Origin of the sequence: Dokdonella sp., from assembly GCF_035511235.1 — a bacterium.
GTDB lineage: Bacteria > Pseudomonadota > Gammaproteobacteria > Xanthomonadales > Rhodanobacteraceae > Dokdonella.
In genome coordinates, this window is the sequence record NZ_DATKFQ010000012.1 from 92,342 (window position 1) to 110,654 (window position 18,313).

The following is an 18,313-nucleotide window of genomic DNA, read 5'->3' on the forward strand; positions in this document are numbered from 1 at the left end:
CGCCGCGCGGATGGCCTCCGCGCGATGCCCGGGTGGCCGCTTCAGTTCGTGCAGGCGGCGCGGCCGCGGAACGTCAGCGACCAGCCGCGGATCCGCGGCTGCGAAGACACGCCGTCGACCACGCGATCGCCGAGCCGCATCGTCCAGGTGCCGCGTGCCGGCTTGCCGATGCGCCCGGCGAACGGTTCGCAGCCCGAGCCGGGCGTGCAGACCGGCAGCGGCGGGCGGCGCGTATCGCCGACCGCGACCGTGTCGCAGCGGCCGTTGTGACCGGGGGTGCCGAAATCACAGTGCTCCTTGGTGTTGTAGAGATAGCACCAGTCGTCGGGGGCATCCAGGCCCGGCGGCACGCAGGCCGGCACCGCATCGCGGTCCCATAGCGGCATCCATGCCGCGCTGCCGGGACGCTGCAGCGCCCACTGGCTCTCGGCCAGCCAGGCGGCCGTCTCGAACGCACCGGATTCGTGATCGAAGACGTAGCTCGCCTTGACCTCGTCGACGCAGAAGTTCTCGTCGACCTCGATCGAGGCGATCAGCTGCGGCGCCGGGCCGGTTGCGGCAGCCGGCGGCACCGTGGCGTCGATCGCCTGGCGGAACTGGAGCGTGCCGGGCGTGAAGCGGACCGGCACGGAGATGTCGGGCGTCAGCGTGCAGGCCGGATCGGCGCCGGATACGACGATCGACGCCTGATGCGCCGTATGCAGGGCCAGGCCGTTGGCCGAGACGGCCAGGCCGATCGTGACGGTCGCCGATTGCAGCGCGCCGATCGTCAGCCCGGTCTGCGGTGCACCGCCGGAACTGCCCGATACGCCGTCGATCGTGACCCAGTTCTGATCGGCTCTGACGCGGATGAACGCCTTGGCCGGCCGCAGATTGCGGATCTGGAACGTGCGCGTCGCCACGTACGGCTGCTCGATGCCGGCCATCTCGAGCACCGTTCTATCCGCATCGAACACGGTCTGGGCGACTTCCAGCGTCTGATGGACGCGATCGCTCAGCCCGTGCGTGAGATCGTGCACGACGAACTCGCGCTCGAACACGCCGCAGGCCTGGCCGGGCGGCATGACCGCCGCGACGTCGAAACTCAGCGAGGTGCCGGCATCGAGACTGCCTTCGAGCGGCACCGAGGACAGCAGGCTCAGATCGGGCTCGCCGATGACCGGCGCGGCCATCTCGATCCGGTAGTCGATCGCGGCGGCCGCATACGCGCTGCGCGACGGCGCCACCAGGGTATAGGTGGTGACCGGCTGCGCGAAGCCGGCCGCGGCCGTGCCGATGTTGCGGACCGACAGCGGCGCCGTCTCGAGCACGATGCGCTCGATCCGCGGCGCGAAGGTCTTGATCGGCGAGTTCAGCGGGCCGGGCGGCCCGCAGTCCGACACCAGCGTATGGGTCTGCGGCAGGCTGCCCTGGTCCGGGCGGAACACGCCGCACGAGCCCGTCATCACGGCCAGCTCGACGTACTGGCGCGACAGGTTGTACAGCGGCGATCCGGAACTGAACGCAATCGAATGCACCGGGTAGGCGAGCGGCACGTCGCCGTCGAGATAGGCGGTCGGGCCGTTGCCGGCGAGGCCGATCACATGCGCGGCGGTGTCGATCTTCTTCGGCAGGCGGGCCGGATGCCCGACCAGGGTGATCGCGTCGCCGACCTCGGCGTGACCGCTGCGGCGCACGCGCAGGAACGGCCGATCCGGCACCGGCTCGGACAGATGAGCCACGAGATAATCGCCGAGCGTGAGGCCTGCGTTGTCGTAGCGATCGATCACGCGGACCTGGCTGGCCGGAAAGCGGGTCGGGTCGATCGGCACGCAGCTGCCGTCGGGCAGCGCGCCGTTCTCGTAGCCGAACAGCACGCAGTAGCCGGTCGGGTCGAAGCCGGTGCCGTGCGGCGTCGTCACGACGCTGTCGGGACCGACCAGGAAGCCCGACCGTCCCGGCAGGCCGCCGAAGACGATCGCCTGCTCGCCGTAGAAGGGCGAATCGGGGCTCAGGATCATGCCGTCGAAATCGACGAACGGGCGTGTGCGCACGTAGTAGCTGCCGTCCGGATTGAGGCCGAGCGCGCGCGGCTCGACGATGAAGACCGTCGCGTCGATGACGCGCTGCATCTCGGCCGGATCGTCGGCGTGCGCAGCCATCTCGCAGGCGTCGCGCCAGAAGTTGATCGTCGGCAGACCGGTCGACGGCGGAATCGCCCCTGCGTCGGTCGCCGTCACCGGCAGCGCCAGCACGGCGCCGAACAGGCCGCGTGCGATGAAACGGATCGTGCGTGTCATCGGAACTCTCCGCGGAAATCGATGGTGCGCAACGCTGCGAGAGTGCGGATCGGAGCAGCGGAGCCCGGCGCCGCCCGTCGACGGCTGCATCGAAGCGGCATGCCGATGCGCCTTTTTTTGAAACCGGACGCGAACGCGCATCCCCGCGGCCTGCGCGCTGCGGACGACGGTATCACTCCGCGCAGACGGCCGCCGGCCGTTCTTCGTGGCCGCGGCGATTTGGCGCGGACGCCGCGCTGCGCTAGGCTGGCGCACTTTTTCCCGCCATCGCCGGCCGAGCGCCGGAACACCTCGCCCATCATGCAAGAAACCTACGATCCACAGGCGGTCGAAGCCGCCGCGCAGCGCTACTGGACCGATACCCGCGCCTTCGAAGTGAGCGAGGATCCGGCGCGCAAGCCGTTCTACTGCCTGTCGATGCTGCCGTATCCGTCCGGCGCGCTGCACATGGGCCATGTGCGCAACTACACGATCGGCGACGTCATCAGCCGCTTCCAGCGCATGCAGGGGCGCAACGTGCTGCAGCCGATGGGCTGGGACGCGTTCGGCCTGCCGGCCGAGAACGCCGCGATCGCGCGCAAGACCGCACCGGCGGCGTGGACGTACCAGAACATCGAGCACATGCGTGCCCAGTTCAAGACGATGGGCTACGCGATCGACTGGACGCGCGAGTTCGCGACCTGCCGGCCGGACTACTACGTCCACGAGCAGCGCATGTTCACGCGGCTGATGCGCAAGGGCCTGGTCTACCGCAAGCGCTCGGTCGTCAACTGGGATCCGGTCGACCAGACCGTGCTGGCCAACGAGCAGGTCATCGACGGCCGCGGCTGGCGCTCCGGCGCCCCGGTCGAGAAGCGCGAGATCCCGCAGTGGTTTCTCAAGATCACCGACTACGCGCAGGAGCTGCTCGACGGCCTCGACGCGCTGCCGGGCTGGCCGGACTCGGTCAAGACGATGCAGCGCAACTGGATCGGCCGCTCCGAGGGCCTGGAGATCCAGTTCGCGGTCGAGGGCCGCGAACCGGTGACCGTGTTCACGACGCGGCCCGATACGCTGATGGGCGTGAGCTTCCTGTCGGTCGCGGCCGAGCATCCGCTGGCGCTCGAGGCGGCGAAGACGCGCCCTGAGGTCGCCGCGTTCATCGAGGAATGCCGCCACGGCGGCACCGCCGAGGCCGATCTGGAGACGCAGGAGAAGAAGGGCGTCGACACCGGCTTCACCGCGATCCATCCGGTCACCGGCGAGGCGATCCCGGTCTGGGTCGCCAACTTCGTGCTGATGAACTACGGCACCGGCGCGGTCATGGCGGTGCCGGCGCACGACCAGCGCGACTGGGAGTTCGCGAGCAAGTACGACTTGCTGATCCGCATCGTGATCGTGCCCGACGGCGTGCGCGACGCGATCGCCGAGCTCGGCCGCGACGCGCGCAGCAATGCCGATCCGATGAGCGCCGCGCTCGGCGAGAGCCGCCCGATCGACGTCGTCGAGCCGGCCGGCGAGCTCGACGTGCTGGCCGAGTTCGAGCGCAGCGTGATCTCCGACGGCGCGTACACCGAGTACGGCACGCTGATCAACTCCGGCGAGTACGACGGCCTGGATTTCCGCGGCGCGTTCGAGGCCCTGGCCGCGCGCTTCGAGCAGGCCGGCACCGGCGCGCGCCGCGTCAACTTCCGCCTGCGCGACTGGGGCGTCTCGCGCCAGCGCTACTGGGGCTGCCCGATCCCGGTCGTCTACTGCGCGAACTGCGACGCGGTGCCGGTGCCGGAAGACCAGCTGCCGGTCGTGCTGCCGGAGGACGTCGCGTTCTCGGGCGTGCAGTCGCCGATCAAGGCCGACCCGGAATGGCGCAAGACCACCTGTCCGAACTGCGGCGGCCCGGCCGAGCGCGAGACCGACACCTTCGACACGTTCATGGAGTCGAGCTGGTACTACGCGCGCTACACCTCGCCCGGCGCGGCCGACATGGTCGACGGCCGCGCGCGCTACTGGACGCCGGTCGACCAGTACATCGGCGGCATCGAGCACGCGATCCTGCACCTGCTGTACTTCCGCTTCTATCACAAGCTGCTGCGCGACGAAGGCCTGGTCGACAGCGACGAGCCGGCGATCAACCTGCTGTGCCAGGGCATGGTGATCGCCGAGACGTTCTACCGCGAGAACGCCGACGGCGGCCGCGACTGGTTCAATCCGGCCGATGTCGCGGTCAGCCGCGACGAGCGCGGCCGCATCACCGGCGCGACGCTGAAGTCCGACGGCGCGCCGGTGCTGGTCGGCGGCATCGAGAAGATGTCCAAGTCCAAGAACAACGGCGTCGATCCGCAGGCGATGGTCGGCAAGTACGGCGCCGACACGGTGCGCCTGTTCTCGATGTTCGCGGCGCCGCCGGACCAGTCGCTGGAATGGAACGAGGCTGGCGTCGAGGGGATGTCGCGGTTCTTGAAGCGCCTGTGGCGCGACCTGCATGCGCACGTCGCGCAGCCCGATCATCCCGAGGTCGATCCGGCCGCGCTCGACGCCGCGCAGAAGGCGATGCGGCGCCAGGTGCACGAGACGATCGTCAAGGTCGGCGACGACTACGGCCGCCGTCAGTCGTTCAACACCGCGATCGCCGCACTGATGGAGCTGCTGAACGCCTTGGCGAAGTTCGACGACGCCAGCGACCAGGGCAGGGCGGTCCGCCACGAGGCGTTCGAGACGATCGTGCTGCTACTCAACCCGATCACGCCGCACGTCTGCCACGCGCTGTGGCAGGCGCTCGGCCACGCCACGACCCTGGTCGACGACCAGCCGTGGCCGCAGGCCGATCCGGCCGCCCTGGTCCGCGATGCGCTGACGCTCGCGGTGCAGGTCAACGGCAGGCTGCGCGGCACGATCGAGATACCGGCCGCTGCCTCGCGCGAGGACGCCGAGCGCGCCGCACTGGCCGAGCCGTCCGTCGCCGCCTTCATCGATGGGCAGACGCCGAAGAAGGTCATCGTCGTGCCCGGCAAGATCGTCAACATCGTGGTCTGAACAGACCGCTCCTGCCGGCCTCGGCGCAGTCCGCGCGCGTCGCCGCTGCCGCGGCGTGCGGTCCGGTCGATTCGCTCCGGGTCGGCCGGATCTGGTTTTCACCTGCCGGCTGCCGCCACGCGAAGCCGTTGGGGAGGCAGCCGCAGCCGCCCGGATCGCAGTCGCGGCGAGCACGCACGGCGGCCAGGCGCCGTGCCCGGTTTCGTCGCGCATGGCGCTGCGGACGCGGCGGCGGCCGATTCGGCTATCCTTGCCGTCTTCCAGGCACTCGGTCCGGCGTCCGGCATCCATGAACACCCTTCGCGTCCTCGGCCTCGTTCTCCTCGCAGGCCTGCTCGCCGCCTGCGGCTTCCAGCTGCGCGGCGAGGCCCGGCTCCCGGCCGGCATGCAGCATGTCCACATCCAGGGCGCCGACCCGCTGAGCCCGCTCGGCCGCGATCTGGCCAAGGCACTGGCGCGCTCCGGCGCGACCATCGCCGATCGTGTCGAAGACGGCGTCTCGGTGCTCAGGATCACCGCCAATGCGCTGTCGACCGACGTGCTCTCGGTCGGCGGCAATGCGCGCGCGACCGAGTACACGATCCGCTACCACGTCGAGTTCGTGCTCGAGGATGCGGCCGGCCGCGGCCTGCTGCCGGTGCAGGTGGTCGACCTGACGCGCGATTTCACGTTCGACGCCTCGCAGGCCCTCGGCGTCGCCGCCGAGCAGGACCTGCTGACCAAGGAACTGCAGCGCGAGATGGTGCAGGCGATCCTGCGCCGGCTCGACGTGCTCGGCCGCGCCGGCTGAGCGCAGCTCCGCGATGTCGGCGACGCTGGCCCAGTTCCGCAAGACGCTCGGCGAGCCCGATCTGCGGCCGGTCTATCTGCTGGCCGGCAGCGAGCACCTGCTCGTGCTCGAGGCCGCCGATGCGCTGCGCGCCCGCGCCCGCGCGCTCGATTATCTCGAGCGCGAGGTCTACGACGCCGATGCGCGCTTCGACTGGGACGAGCTCGCGCGCGCCGGCAGCGCGCTGTCGCTGTTCGCGAGCCGCAAGCTAATCGATCTGCGTCTGCCGACCGGCAAGCCCGGCAAGGACGGCGCGGCCGCGATCGCCGCCTACTGCCAGGCGCCGCCGCCCGATACGGTGCTGCTGATCACCTGCCAGGAGTGGAGCAAGCAGCATGAAGGCGCCTGGGTCGCCGCGATCGAGCGCGCCGGCGTGTTCGTGCCGGTCTGGCCGCTCAAGCGCGAGGAACTGCCGGGCTGGATCGGCGCGCGCTTCGCGGCGCGCGGCCTCAAGGCGACGCCGGATGCGATCGATCTGCTGGCCGAGCGCGTCGAGGGCAATCTGCTGGCCGCCGCGCAGGAGGTCGACAAGCTGGCCCTGCTCGCGCCTGACGGACGCATCGACGCCGGCCTGCTCGAGGCCGCCGTCGCCGATGACGCGCGCTACGACGCGTTCCGCCTGACCGACGCCGCACTCGGCGGCGATGCCGCGCGCGCCTTGCGCATCGTGCACGGCCTGCGCGAGGAAGGCGAGGACGCGATCCCGTTACTCGGCTGGATCCTCAACCAGCTGCGCCTGCTGCAGCGCCTGTCGGCGGCCGGCGACAATCTGGCCGCCGCGTTCCGCAGCGAACGGGTCTGGGATTCGCGCCAGCCGCTGTACCGGCGCGCGCTGAAGTCCGCGCGCGCCGCGCACTGGGAGGCCTGCCTCGCGCAGGCCGCCAGGATCGACGCGATCGCCAAGGGCCGCCGCGACGGCGAGGTCTGGCGCGAGCTCGAACGCCTGATCGCGGCGATCGCCTCGCCGCGCTCGGGCGCGCCGCTGATCGCCGCCTGATGCGCCCGCTGGCGATCCTCGGCGGCACCTTCGACCCGGTCCACAACGCGCATCTACGCGTGGCCTGGGAAGCCGCCGAGCTGCTCGATGCCGAGGTGCGCCTGCTGCCGGCGAGCGTGCCGCCGCATCGCGCCCAGCCGGTCGCGACGCCGGCGCAGCGTGTCGCCTTGCTCGCCGCTGCACTGGCCGGCCAGGACCGGCTGCGGCTCGACACGCGCGAGCTGGACCGCGCCGGGCCGTCCTGGTCGATCGATACGCTGATCGAGCTGCGCGCCGAGATCGGTCCGCAGCGGCCGCTGGTACTGCTGGTCGGCGCCGACGCGTTCGCGGGGCTGGCCAGCTGGCACCGCTGGCGCGAGCTGTTCGACCAGGCCCACGTCGGCGTGCTGCCGCGGCCGGGCCATACCGCGGCGCTGGACGCCGCGCTCGAACGCGAGACGCGGCCGCGCCGCGTCGACACCGCGGCCGCGCTGCGCGAAGCGCCGGCCGGATGTGTGTTCGAGATCGACGTGACGCCGCTGGACTTCTCGGCCAGCCGCATCCGCGCCTTGCTGGCCGAAGGACGCGAACCGCGCTACCTCGTGCCCGACCGCGTGCTCGCCGATCCGGCATTGCTGGCGCCGTACCGCACGGCGGCGGACTGACGGCCGGTCAATCGAGCGCGCGCGCGCCGCCGCGATACCAGGCGAGCACCGCACCGGGCACCTTGCCTTCGAGACGCAGCCCGACCGCGTCGCAGGCGTCGAGCGCGTTCTTGAGTTCGCGGCGCAGCCGGTCCGCTGCATCGGGCGCACCGTTGAAGCTCAGAAACCGGATCTGCTGCAGCGCCTGCTGCGACCAGCCGTAGAGTGCGGCGTCGCGAAACCAGCGCACGCGCAGCCAGGCCGAGAGCTGCGGATGCAGCAGATGGCCGTCCTCCTCGCAGACCCGCTCGAGCAGCGACACCGCGCGCGACCAGGCACCGCCGAACCACTCGGTACGTCCGCCGGCCGCCTCGCGCACGCTCAGCGGCGGCATCACCGCGTCATCGGCCAGCGCCTGCTTGACGCGGCGCTCGATCGCGCGCGCATCGCGCACGTAGTCGGTCTCGACGAGCACCGCGCGGTCGAGGTCGAAGAACTCGAAGTAGCGCGCATGCAGCGCGTGCAGCCGCACCAGCGGATCGCGCGCGTAGCCGACCTTGATCGTGTCCGACTCGCGGCACGGCAGCACGTAGACGAAACAGCGCCCGCTGCGCAGCGTCCTCCAGCCGGCCGCCGACGGCCGGTCCGCTTCGGGAAGGCCGTCGCCGATCGCGTGCAGCTGCGGATCGGCAGCGGCGTCGAGTGCCGGTACGGCGAGGGGTTCGGCTGACATGTCGAGCATGTCGTTCTCCTGTTGCGGCGTGGTGAAGGAATCGCCGGCGCGGAGCGCCTTACGCGGCGTCCCGATCGCGCCGACCGGCACCGGGCCGACGCGAGCGGGCGCGAGCGACGCACCTGGCAGGTCGGCGGTGGAATCGGGCGAGCACGAAGACATGGCGCGGTGATCCGGTCCGGCGCGTGAGCGATGACGGTGGCGAAAGTCGGAGCAGGGTGCCGGGCAGGTGTCTCGCGCGGCGAGACGCAAACTGCCACAGCGTCCCCGCGTCGGCGCTGAACGGGGCGGGCGCGCGGTCATCGTCACGTCATGCAAGGCGAATCGAGGGGTTCGAGCGCGGGGAAGGCCACCGACGAGGGCGACGCACGCACGCAAATCGCGCGGCCCGACACGCCCTGCGCCGACTGCGTTTGCTGCAAAGCGACATCGATGCGGGCGGCAGCGGACCGTGCCGAAACTTGATCTATACTCGGCGCGCGTGATGCGTCGATGTGTCATCCGAGGCCAGTACGGCGTTCTCCCCGCAGCTGCGGGCGGCGCCGCGACCAGCGATCGAGGAGAACGTCATGTCTGCTCTGACTCGGCGCCAGTTCCTGAAAGTCACCGGGACCACCCTGGTGGGTTCCAGCCTGGCGCTCATGGGCTTCTCGCCCGCCCCCGCGCTCGCGGAGGTGCGCCAGTTCAAGCTGGCCCGCGCGACCGAAACCCGCAACACCTGTCCGTACTGCTCGGTCGCCTGCGGCGTGCTGATGTACGGCCTCGGCGACGGCGCCAAGAACGCGCGGCCGAGCGTGTTCCACATCGAAGGCGATCCGGACCATCCGGTCAATCGCGGCACGCTGTGCCCGAAGGGCGCGGCGCTGATCGACTTCATCCACAGCGAGAGCCGCCTGAAGTTTCCGGAGTACCGCGCGCCGGGCTCCGACACCTGGCAGCGCATCTCCTGGGACGATGCGCTCGAGCGCATCGCCAGGCTGATGAAGGCCGACCGCGACGCGAACTTCGTCGCCGCCACGCCCGAAGGCCTCACCGTCAACCGCTGGCTGACCACCGGCATGCTCGCGGCCTCGGCCTCGAGCAACGAGGTCGGCTATCTCACGCACAAGGTCGCCCGTTCGTTCGGCCTGCTCGCATTCGACAATCAGGCACGTGTCTGACACGGCCCGACGGTGGCAGGTCTTGCCCCGACGTTCGGCCGCGGCGCGATGACGAATCACTGGGTCGACATCAAGAATGCCGACCTGGTCCTGATCATGGGCGGCAATGCGGCCGAGGCGCACCCGTGCGGCTTCAAGTGGGTGACCGAGGCCAAGGCGCACAACAAGGCCAAGCTGATCGTGGTCGACCCGCGCTTCACGCGCTCGGCCTCGGTGGCCGACGTCTACGCGCCGATCCGCACCGGCACCGACATCGTCTTCCTCGGCGGCCTGATCAACCACCTGCTGACCAACGACGCGATCCAGCGCGAGTACGTCGTCAACTACACCGACCTGTCGTTCATCGTGAAGGACGAGTTCGCGTTCGAGCAGGGTCTGTACTCGGGCTACGACGCCGGCCGCCGCAGCTACGACAAATCGAGCTGGGACTACGCGATCGGTGAGGACGGCTACGTCCGCACCGATCCGACGCTGACCGATCCGCGCTGCGTCTACAGCCTGCTCAAGCGCCACTACGCGCGCTACACGCCGGAGATGGTCGAGCGCGTCTGCGGCACGCCGAAGGACAAGGTGCTGGCGATCTGGGACATGATCGCCTCGACCGCGACGCCGACGCGCGCGATGACGATCATGTACGCACTCGGCTGGACCCAGCACTCGATCGGCTCGCAGATGATCCGCACCGGCGCGATGGTGCAGCTGCTGCTCGGCAACATCGGCGTCTCCGGCGGCGGCATGAACGCCTTGCGCGGCCACTCCAACATCCAGGGCCTGACCGACCTCGGCCTGATGTCGAACCTGCTGCCCGGCTACATGACGCTGCCGAACCAGGCCGAACAGGATTTCGAGGCCTACATCGCCGCACGCGCGCCCAGGCCGCTGCGGCCGAACCAGCTCAGCTACTGGCAGAACTACCGCAAGTTCTTCGTGAGCTTCATGAAAGCCTGGTGGGGCGATGCGGCGACCGCCGAGAACCGCTGGGCGTTCGACTACCTGCCCAAGCTCGACAAGCCCTACGACATGCTGCAGGCCTACGAGCTGATGCATCAGGGCAGGATGAACGGCTACATCTGCCAGGGCTTCAATCCGCTCGCGGCCGCGCCGAACAAGGCCAAGCTGACCGCGGCGTTCTCGAAGCTCAAGTACCTGGTCGTGATGGACCCGCTGGCGACCGAGACCAGCGAGTTCTGGAAGAACCACGGCGTGCTGCACGACGTCGATTCGGCCGCGATCCAGACCGAGGTGTTCCGTCTGCCGACGACCTGCTTCGCCGAGGAGGACGGCTCGCTGACCAATTCCTCGCGCTGGCTGCAATGGCACTGGAAGGGCGCCGAGCCGCCCGGCGAGGCGCGCAGCGATCTGGAGATCATGGCCGGCCTGTTCGTGCGCATGCGCGCGATGTACCGCGCCGACGGCGGCGCGTTCCCCGATCCGATCGTCAACCTGACCTGGAAGTACGCGCGCCCGGAGAGTCCGGCGCCCGAGGAGCTCGCGCGCGAGTTCTCCGGCAGCGCGCTCAAGGACCTGGCCGACCCGAAGGATCCGGCGCGGATCGTCCGCAAGGCCGGCGAGCAGCTGGCCGGATTCGCCGAGCTGCGCGACGACGGCAGCACGCGAAGCGGCTGCTGGATCTTCTGCGGCGCCTGGGGACCGACCGGCAATCTGATGGCACGGCGCGACAACGCCGACCCGACCGGCATCGGACAGACGCTGAACTGGGCGTTCGCCTGGCCGGCGAACCGTCGCGTGCTCTACAACCGTGCGTCCTGCGACGTGGCCGGCCAGCCGTTCGACCCGCGGCGCGCGCTGGTCGCGTGGAACGGCAGCGCCTGGAGCGGCGCGGACGTCCCGGATTTCGCCGCCGGCGAGAATCCGGCCGGCGGCATGGGGCCGTTCATCATGAATCCCGAGGGCGTGGCGCGCTTCTTCGCGCGCGGCGCGATGGCCGAGGGACCGTTCCCGGAGCACTACGAACCGTTCGAAACGCCGCTGGCGGTCAATCCGCTGAGTCCGGACCAGCCGCAGGCGCTGCACAATCCGGCCGCGCGCGTGTTCGGGGACGACCGCGCCGCGTTCGGCACGCCGGACCGGTTCCCGCACGTGGCGACCACCTATCGCCTGACCGAGCACTTCCACTACTGGACCAAGCACGTACGCCTCAATGCGATCACGCAGCCCGAACAGTTCGTCGAGATCGGCGCGGCACTGGCCGACGAGCTCGGCATCGCCAACGGCAGCCGCGTGCGCGTGTCGTCCAACCGCGGCGAGATCGTCGCGGTCGCGATGGTGACCAAGCGGATCCGGCCGCTGACGGTCGAGGGGCGCGTCGTGCACCAGGTCGGCGTGCCGATCCACTGGGGATTCCTCGGCGTCGCCAAGCCGGGCTATCTCGCCAACACCCTGACCCCGTTCGTCGGCGACGCCAATACGCAGACGCCGGAGTTCAAGTCGTTCCTGGTCCGCGTCGAGAAGGCGTAGGAGGCCCCATGGCATTGCAATCGCTCGATATCGTCCGGCGCTCGGCCACCACGCTGCCCGAGCCGCAGGCGCGCGGCGCGCACACCGGCCAGGTCGCCAAGCTGATCGACGTCAGCAAGTGCATCGGCTGCAAGGCCTGCCAGGTGGCGTGCATGGAATGGAACGACCTGCGCGACGAGGTCGGCAGCTGCACCGGGCAGTACGACAACCCGGCCGACCTCAGCGACCAGTCCTGGACGCTGATGCGCTTCACCGAGCACGAGACCGCCGGCGGCGACCTCGAATGGCTGATCCGCAAGGACGGCTGCATGCACTGCGCCGATCCGGGTTGTCTGAAGGCCTGTCCGTCACCGGGCGCGATCGTGCAGTACGCCAACGGCATCGTCGACTTCCACCAGGAGCACTGCATCGGCTGCGGCTACTGCGTGACCGGCTGTCCGTTCGACGTGCCGCGCATCTCGCAGAAGGACAAGAAGGCCTACAAGTGCACGCTGTGCTCGGATCGCGTCGCGGTCGGCCTGGAGCCGGCCTGCGTCAAGACCTGTCCGACCGGCGCGATCGAGTTCGGCACCAAGGACGACATGCGCCAGCACGCGGCCGAGCGCGTCGAGGACCTCAAGTCGCGCGGCTACGAGCAGGCCGGTCTCTACGATCCCGAAGGCGTCGGCGGCACGCATGTGATGTACGTGCTGCATCATGCCGACCAGCCGCAGCTCTATGCCGGCCTGCCCGAGCAGCCGCGGATCAGTCCGCTGGTCGGCCTCTGGAAGGGCGTGGCCAAACCGCTCGGCCTGCTCGCGATCGTCGCGACGGCCGCAGCCGGCTTCCTGCACTACATCGGCATCGGCCCGAACGAGACCGACGAGCACGACGAGGACGCCGCACGCCGCGAACGGGAGAAGACGACATGAACCGCGTCCGCGACGAGGAGCGCATCGTCCGCTACCGCGCCGGCACCCGCATCAACCACTGGATCGTCGCGATCAGCTTCGTGCTGCTCGCGCTGTCGGGCCTGGCGCTGTTCCATCCCTCGCTGTTCTGGCTGACCGCGCTGTTCGGCGGCGGCCCGTGGACGCGCATCGTGCATCCGTTCATCGGCCTGATCATGACGCTGGCGTTCGCGATCCTCGCGGCGGGCCTGTGGCGCTACAACCGCATGCAGCCGCGCGACTGGGTCTGGCTGCGCAACGCCGGCGACGTCGTGACCAACCGCGAGGACCGCCTGCCCGAGGTCGGCCGCTACAACGGCGGCCAGAAGCTGCTGTTCTATCTGATCGTGCTGTGCCTGATCGGCCTGCTCGCGTCGGGCATCGTGATGTGGCGCGCCTACTTCGCGTTCTACTTCCCGATCGAGGTGATCCGTTTCGCGTCGGTGCTGCACGCGTTCTGCGCGGTCGTGCTGATCTGCGCGATCGTCGTGCACATCTATGCGGCGATCTGGGTCAAGGGCTCGATCCGCGCGATGACGCGCGGCACGGTCAGCCCCGGCTGGGCCTGGAAGCATCACCGCGCCTGGTTCCGCGCGGCGACACGCGGCGATCCGGGCGAGTAGGGCGCGGCGCGGCAGGCGCTGGACGGCGGCGGCGCTTGCAGCGAGGATGGCCCCCCGACCTGTTGGGCGCCGCCATGACCTCGCGCATCCTCGAGCCCGGCCAGATCGAGACGCTCGCGCAGCGCTCGATACCGCGCATCCGCCTGCCCGATCGCGACACGCTGTTCGCGCAGCGCGCCGAGCGCTTCGAGGCATTGGCCGCAGCCTCGCCGATCGGCGCCTATCTGCGCCTGCAGGCCGCCGTGGCGCGCGCCCAGCACGCCGCGCTCGCGCAGTTTCCGGGCGCACTGCCGACGCCGGCGCAGCGCAGCGCCGCACAGACGCATCGCATGCCGCCGATGGCGGCCGCCGCCTGGCCGCGCGCGCCGGCGTGGCGTGATGCACTGGCCGCGATCGGACGCGCCGTCGCGGCGCTCGCGGACTGCCCGGTCGAAGTCGCACGGCTCGGCGAACGCGTCGCCGCGCTGCCGGCAGACGAGGCCGAGACGCAGGCCGACCGTCTGCTCGGCGCGCGCGAGGGCGCCGTCGACACCGCTGCCGCGCCGCTGCTGATGGCGGCCCTGCAGGTGCACTGGACCGCGGCGTCGAGCCGCCTGGTCGCCGACGAAGTCCAGCCGCTCGACGTACCGGGCCTGTGCCCGCTCTGCGGCATGCCGCCGGTCGCCAGCATCGTCCGCGCGCAGGCGCCGTATCGCGGCTACCGTTATCTGCATTGCGCGCTGTGCGCCTGCGAATGGCACCTCGTGCGCGTGCAGTGCAGCCAGTGCGGCGCCTCCGGCAAGGACGTCGCGTACCGCTCGCTGGTGCCCGATGGCGAGACCGGCGAATCGGCCGGTGCGCTCGACCCGGCGGTGCGCGCCGAAACCTGCGAGCAGTGCCGCTGCTATCGCAAGATCGTCTATCAGGAGAAGGATCCCGGCGTCGATCCGGTCGCCGACGATCTGGCCAGTCTCGCGCTGGACCTGCTGCTGGCCGAACACGGCTATGCGCGCGCCAGCGGCCATCCGCTGCTGTGGCAGGCCGACACGGACGGGGCGCGATGAGCGCCGGCGCGGCCGCCGCCAGCGACCTGCCGGCGCTGGACCGGCTGCTCGGCGACGCCGCCGTCGCCGCGCTGATCGCGCGGCATGGCCGCACGCCGGTGGTCGCGGCCCTGCGTGCGGAACTGGACCGCCTGCGCGTGCGCGCACGCACCGGCATGCTGCGGCACGACGAGATCGCCGCATCGGCGATCGCCGACGCGATCGGCCAGGCGCTCGATCGCGCCGCCGCGCCGCGGATGCGCGCGGTGTTCAATCTGACCGGCACCGTGCTGCACACCAATCTCGGCCGCGCCCTGCTGCCGGACGTCGCGGTCGAGGCGGCCGCGCGCGCCGCGGCCGAGCCGATCGATCTGGAGTTCGATCTGGCCACCGGCCGCCGCGGCGATCGCGACGCGGCGGTCGCGGCGCTGGTCTGCGAGCTCACCGGCGCCGAGGCGGCCACCGTCGTCAACAACAATGCGGCGGCGGTCCTGCTGCTGCTCAACACGCTGGCCGCGCGCCGCGAGGTCATCGTCTCGCGCGGCGAGCTGGTCGAGATCGGCGGCGCGTTCCGCATTCCCGACGTGATGCGCAGCGCCGGCGCCCGGCTGGTCGAGGTCGGCACGACCAACCGCACGCACCGGCACGACTACGCCGCCGCGATCGGTCCGCGCAGCGCGCTGCTGATGAAGGTGCACGCCAGCAACTACGCGATCACCGGTTTCACCGCGAGCGTGCCCGAAGCCGAACTCGGCGAACTCGCGCGGGCGCACGGACTGCCGTTCGCGGTCGATCTCGGCAGCGGTAGCCTGGTCGATCTGTCGCGCTGGGGGCTGCCGAAGGAGCCGACCGTACGCGAGACGCTCGCCGCCGGTGGCGACCTGGTCGCGTTCAGCGCCGACAAGCTGCTCGGCGGCCCGCAGGCCGGCATCGTCGCCGGCCGCCGCGATCTGATCGCGCGGCTCGACCGCAATCCGCTCAAACGCGCGCTGCGCACCGGCAAGTCGACGCTGGCCGCGCTCGAGGCCGTGCTGGCGCTGTATCGCGCTCCGGAGCGGCTGGCCGAACGACTGCCGACCTTGCATCTGCTGACGCGTGCGCCACAGGCGATCGCCGAGCAGGCCGCGCGGGTGCTGCCGGCCGTGCAGGCTGCGCTCGGCGCGGCATACGCGGTCGACGCGGTACCGATGCGCAGCCAGATCGGCAGCGGCGCGCTGCCGGTCGAGCAGTTGCCGAGCCACGGCCTGCAGATCCGCCCGGCCCGGCGTGGCAGCGCCAGCGTCACGCGGCTCGAAGCACAGCTGCGCGCGTTGCCGCGGCCGGTGCTCGGGCGCATCGCCGACAAGGCGCTATGGCTGGATCTGCGCTGCCTGGCCGAGCGCGACGAGGCCGGCTTCGTCGCGCAATGGAGGCAGCTGACGCCGTGATCGTCGGAACCGCCGGCCACATCGATCACGGCAAGACCACCCTGGTCCGCGCGCTGACCGGCGTCGACACCGACCGCCTCAAGGAGGAGAAGGTGCGCGGCATCTCGATCGAGCTCGGCTATGCCTACGTCCCGGTCGAAACCGCAGCGGCGCCGTCGTCCGACGCCGACTCGGACCGTCCGGGGCCGGTCACGCCCCTCGCGACCGATGCCGATCCGGTGCTCGGCTTCGTCGACGTGCCCGGCCACGAGCGTCTCGTGCACACGATGGTCGCCGGCACCGGCGGCATCGATTTCGCGCTGCTGGTGATCGCGGCCGACGACGGCGTGATGCCGCAGACGCGCGAGCATCTCGCGATCCTCGATCTGCTCGGCGTCGACGACGGCGCAGTCGCGTTGACCAAGATCGATCGCGTCGATCCTGCCCGCGTCGCCGAGGTCGAGGCCGACGTGCGCGCCGTGCTGGCGCCGACCGTCTTGCGCGAGGCGCCGATCTTCGCGCTCGATGCGGCCAAGGACGGCGATGCCGGCGTCGCGGCATTGCGTGCGCATCTGCATGCGGCTGCGGCACGGCGCACGCGCCGCTCGGAGGATGGCCTGTTCCGGCTCGCGGTCGATCGGGTGTTCACGCTGCCCGGCCGCGGCACGATCGCGGCCGGCACGGTCCATGCGGGCCGCGTATGCGTCGGCGACGTGCTGCAGCGCATGCCGGCCGGCGAATCGGTGCGCGTACGCAGCCTGCATGCGCAGCAGCGCGCAGCCGACGCGGCCGGTGCCGGACAGCGCTGCGCACTCAACCTCGCCGGCGTCGCCAGCGACGGCATCGCGCGCGGCGACTGGCTGGCCGATCCGCGCGCCCTGCGGCCGAGCCTGCGCCTGGACGTGCGGCTGCGCCTGCTCGCCGATGCAACGGCGCTGTCGCGCCAGCGTGCGCCGCTCCACGTGCACGTCGGCACCGCGCACCGCCTGGCCGAGGCCGTGCTGCTCGACGGCGATCGTCTGCCGCCGGGCGGGGCAGGGCGCGTACAGCTGGTCTTCGATGCACCGGTCTGCGCAGCCGCCGGCGACCGCCTGATCGTGCGCGACGCACGCGCCGCCACGACGATCGGCGGCGGCCGCGTGCTCGACCCGGAAGGGCCCGAGCGCCGGCGCCGCAGTTCCGAGCGCCTGGCCTGGCTCGATGCGATCGAGCGACTGCTCGACGGCGGCGGCATCGGACCGCTGCTCGATCAGGCGCCGCACGGCATTGCATTGGACCAACTGGAGCGGCTCTGCGGCTGCGACTCGTCGCGCATCGCACTGCCCGATGCAGCCGTGCGCGTGGAGACCGCATCCGGTCCGGTGATCTTCGGCAGCTCGCACTGGGAAGCGCTGCAGCAGCGCAGTGTCGCGGCACTGGCGGGCGCACACGAGATGGCGCCGGATGAGGCGGGCCTCGGTTCGGGATCGCTGCGCCGTCGCGTCGCGCCGACGCTGGCCGAGACCACGTGGCGCAGCCTGGTCGATGCGCTGGTCGCCGGCGGCGCGATCGAACACGCCGGCGCCTGGCTGCGTCTGCCCGGACATCGCGTCGCGCTCGGCGACGACGAGGCGCAGCTGTTCGGACGCCTGCGCCCGCTGATCGCCGAAGGCCGGTTCGACCCGCCCTGGGTCCGCGATCTGGCCGCGGCGACCGGCAGCGACGAGGCAGCCGTACGGCAGACGCTGCGCAAGAGTGCCGCGCGCGGCGATCTGCACCAGATCGTGCGCGACCTGTTCTACACGCCGGAGCGCGTCGACGAGCTGGCTGCGATCGCGCGCTCGATCGCGGAACGCGATGGCCGCGTCGATGCCGCGCGCTACCGCGATGCGATCGGGCTCGGCCGCAAGCGTACCGTGCAGATCTTGGAGTTCTTCGATCGCGTTGGCTACACTCGCCGCGTGCGCGATACGCACGTGCTGCGCGGCGACGGCGACTGGCCGATGCGCTGACCGCCGGCACCGCCGCGCGAGAGTTCCGGAAGGCATGCGCATCCGGTGATGCGGCCGGGCTTCAAACCCGGTTGGGGGCGTCGATCGCTCCCGGGTAGGTTCGACTCCTGCTGCCTTCCGCCAGTTAGCGGGCGGTCATCCCTGACCGTTGCTTCTTCCCATGGGCTTCCTGATGCGGCGGAGAGGTCGACCCTGCGGCTGCGTCATGCCGGTGCCTTTCGCGAACGGCCG

The 18,313-nt window shown here is 71.0% G+C and carries 12 protein-coding genes and 1 tRNA gene; 11 read left to right on the forward strand and 2 right to left on the reverse strand.

The window, feature by feature from the left end; all coding sequences use genetic code 11:
* Positions 1–41 precede the first annotated feature (41 nt).
* Positions 42–2,279 (reverse strand): trypsin-like serine peptidase, encoded by a 2,238-nt coding sequence (locus tag VMR06_RS06880; RefSeq protein WP_325374448.1) that lies wholly within the window; start codon positions 2,277–2,279, stop codon positions 42–44.
* A 300-nt stretch (positions 2,280–2,579) separates the two neighbouring features.
* On the opposite strand from VMR06_RS06880, the gene leuS reads away from it, so the two are divergent.
* The 4 genes from leuS to nadD all read left to right on the forward strand — a co-directional run bounded on the left by leuS (position 2,580) and on the right by nadD (position 7,761).
* On the forward strand, positions 2,580–5,291 hold the full coding sequence (gene leuS, locus VMR06_RS06885; protein WP_325374450.1) for a leucine--tRNA ligase: 2,712 nt from the start codon (positions 2,580–2,582) through the stop codon (positions 5,289–5,291).
* A 289-nt stretch (positions 5,292–5,580) separates the two neighbouring features.
* Complete coding sequence (gene lptE / locus VMR06_RS06890) at positions 5,581–6,081, forward strand: LPS assembly lipoprotein LptE (RefSeq protein ID WP_325374452.1); 501 nt, start codon at positions 5,581–5,583, stop codon at positions 6,079–6,081.
* A gap of 13 nt (positions 6,082–6,094) precedes the next feature.
* Positions 6,095–7,117: a DNA polymerase III subunit delta gene (holA, locus tag VMR06_RS06895; protein ID WP_325374454.1), complete on the forward strand. Its 1,023-nt coding sequence runs from the start codon at positions 6,095–6,097 to the stop codon at positions 7,115–7,117.
* Positions 7,117–7,761, forward strand: coding sequence for a nicotinate-nucleotide adenylyltransferase (gene nadD / locus VMR06_RS06900; RefSeq protein WP_325374456.1), 645 nt, complete (start codon positions 7,117–7,119; stop codon positions 7,759–7,761). The genes holA and nadD overlap by 1 nt, the downstream gene beginning before the upstream one ends.
* Before the next feature lie 7 nt (positions 7,762–7,768).
* On the opposite strand, the gene VMR06_RS06905 is transcribed toward nadD, so the two are convergent.
* Positions 7,769–8,473: a GIY-YIG nuclease family protein gene (locus VMR06_RS06905; protein WP_325374458.1), complete on the reverse strand. Its 705-nt coding sequence runs from the start codon at positions 8,471–8,473 to the stop codon at positions 7,769–7,771.
* 569 nt (positions 8,474–9,042) lie between these two features.
* Here VMR06_RS06905 and fdnG point away from each other — a divergent pair.
* From fdnG to VMR06_RS06940, 7 genes are all read left to right on the forward strand, one after another.
* A complete protein-coding gene (gene fdnG, locus VMR06_RS06910) occupies positions 9,043–12,111 on the forward strand; it encodes a formate dehydrogenase-N subunit alpha (RefSeq protein ID WP_325374460.1) in 3,069 nt (1,022 codons plus the stop codon).
* 8 nt (positions 12,112–12,119) lie between these two features.
* Complete coding sequence (fdxH, locus tag VMR06_RS06915) at positions 12,120–13,022, forward strand: formate dehydrogenase subunit beta (RefSeq protein WP_325374463.1); 903 nt, start codon at positions 12,120–12,122, stop codon at positions 13,020–13,022.
* Entirely contained in the window at positions 13,019–13,663 is a 645-nt protein-coding gene (locus VMR06_RS06920) for a formate dehydrogenase subunit gamma (protein WP_325374466.1), read from the forward strand. The genes fdxH and VMR06_RS06920 overlap by 4 nt, the downstream gene beginning before the upstream one ends.
* 74 nt (positions 13,664–13,737) lie before the next feature.
* Positions 13,738–14,706 (forward strand): formate dehydrogenase accessory protein FdhE, encoded by a 969-nt coding sequence (gene fdhE, locus VMR06_RS06925; protein WP_325374469.1) that lies wholly within the window; start codon positions 13,738–13,740, stop codon positions 14,704–14,706.
* Positions 14,703–16,112 (forward strand): L-seryl-tRNA(Sec) selenium transferase, encoded by a 1,410-nt coding sequence (gene selA, locus VMR06_RS06930; RefSeq protein WP_325374471.1) that lies wholly within the window; start codon positions 14,703–14,705, stop codon positions 16,110–16,112. Before fdhE ends, selA begins: the two co-directional genes overlap by 4 nt.
* Positions 16,109–18,082, forward strand: a complete 1,974-nt coding sequence (gene selB / locus VMR06_RS06935; RefSeq protein ID WP_325374473.1) for a selenocysteine-specific translation elongation factor — start codon at positions 16,109–16,111, stop codon at positions 18,080–18,082. Before selA ends, selB begins: the two co-directional genes overlap by 4 nt.
* A gap of 27 nt (positions 18,083–18,109) precedes the next feature.
* Positions 18,110–18,205, forward strand: a tRNA-Sec gene (locus VMR06_RS06940).
* The last annotated feature ends 108 nt before the right edge of the window (positions 18,206–18,313 follow it).

Bases quoted from the DNA above. Each gene is read 5' to 3' on its own strand.
- VMR06_RS06905 (WP_325374458.1), bottom strand. From the start codon at position 8,473: ATGTCAGCCGAACCCCTCGCCGTACCGGCACTCGACGCCGCTGCCGAT.
- lptE (WP_325374452.1), top strand. From the start codon at position 5,581: ATGAACACCCTTCGCGTCCTCGGCCTCGTTCTCCTCGCAGGCCTGCTC.
- nadD (WP_325374456.1), top strand. From the start codon at position 7,117: ATGCGCCCGCTGGCGATCCTCGGCGGCACCTTCGACCCGGTCCACAAC.
- fdhE (WP_325374469.1), top strand. From the start codon at position 13,738: ATGACCTCGCGCATCCTCGAGCCCGGCCAGATCGAGACGCTCGCGCAG.
- selA (WP_325374471.1), top strand. From the start codon at position 14,703: ATGAGCGCCGGCGCGGCCGCCGCCAGCGACCTGCCGGCGCTGGACCGG.
- VMR06_RS06920 (WP_325374466.1), top strand. From the start codon at position 13,019: ATGAACCGCGTCCGCGACGAGGAGCGCATCGTCCGCTACCGCGCCGGC.
- VMR06_RS06880 (WP_325374448.1), bottom strand. From the start codon at position 2,279: ATGACACGCACGATCCGTTTCATCGCACGCGGCCTGTTCGGCGCCGTG.
- leuS (WP_325374450.1), top strand. From the start codon at position 2,580: ATGCAAGAAACCTACGATCCACAGGCGGTCGAAGCCGCCGCGCAGCGC.
- holA (WP_325374454.1), top strand. From the start codon at position 6,095: ATGTCGGCGACGCTGGCCCAGTTCCGCAAGACGCTCGGCGAGCCCGAT.
- fdxH (WP_325374463.1), top strand. From the start codon at position 12,120: ATGGCATTGCAATCGCTCGATATCGTCCGGCGCTCGGCCACCACGCTG.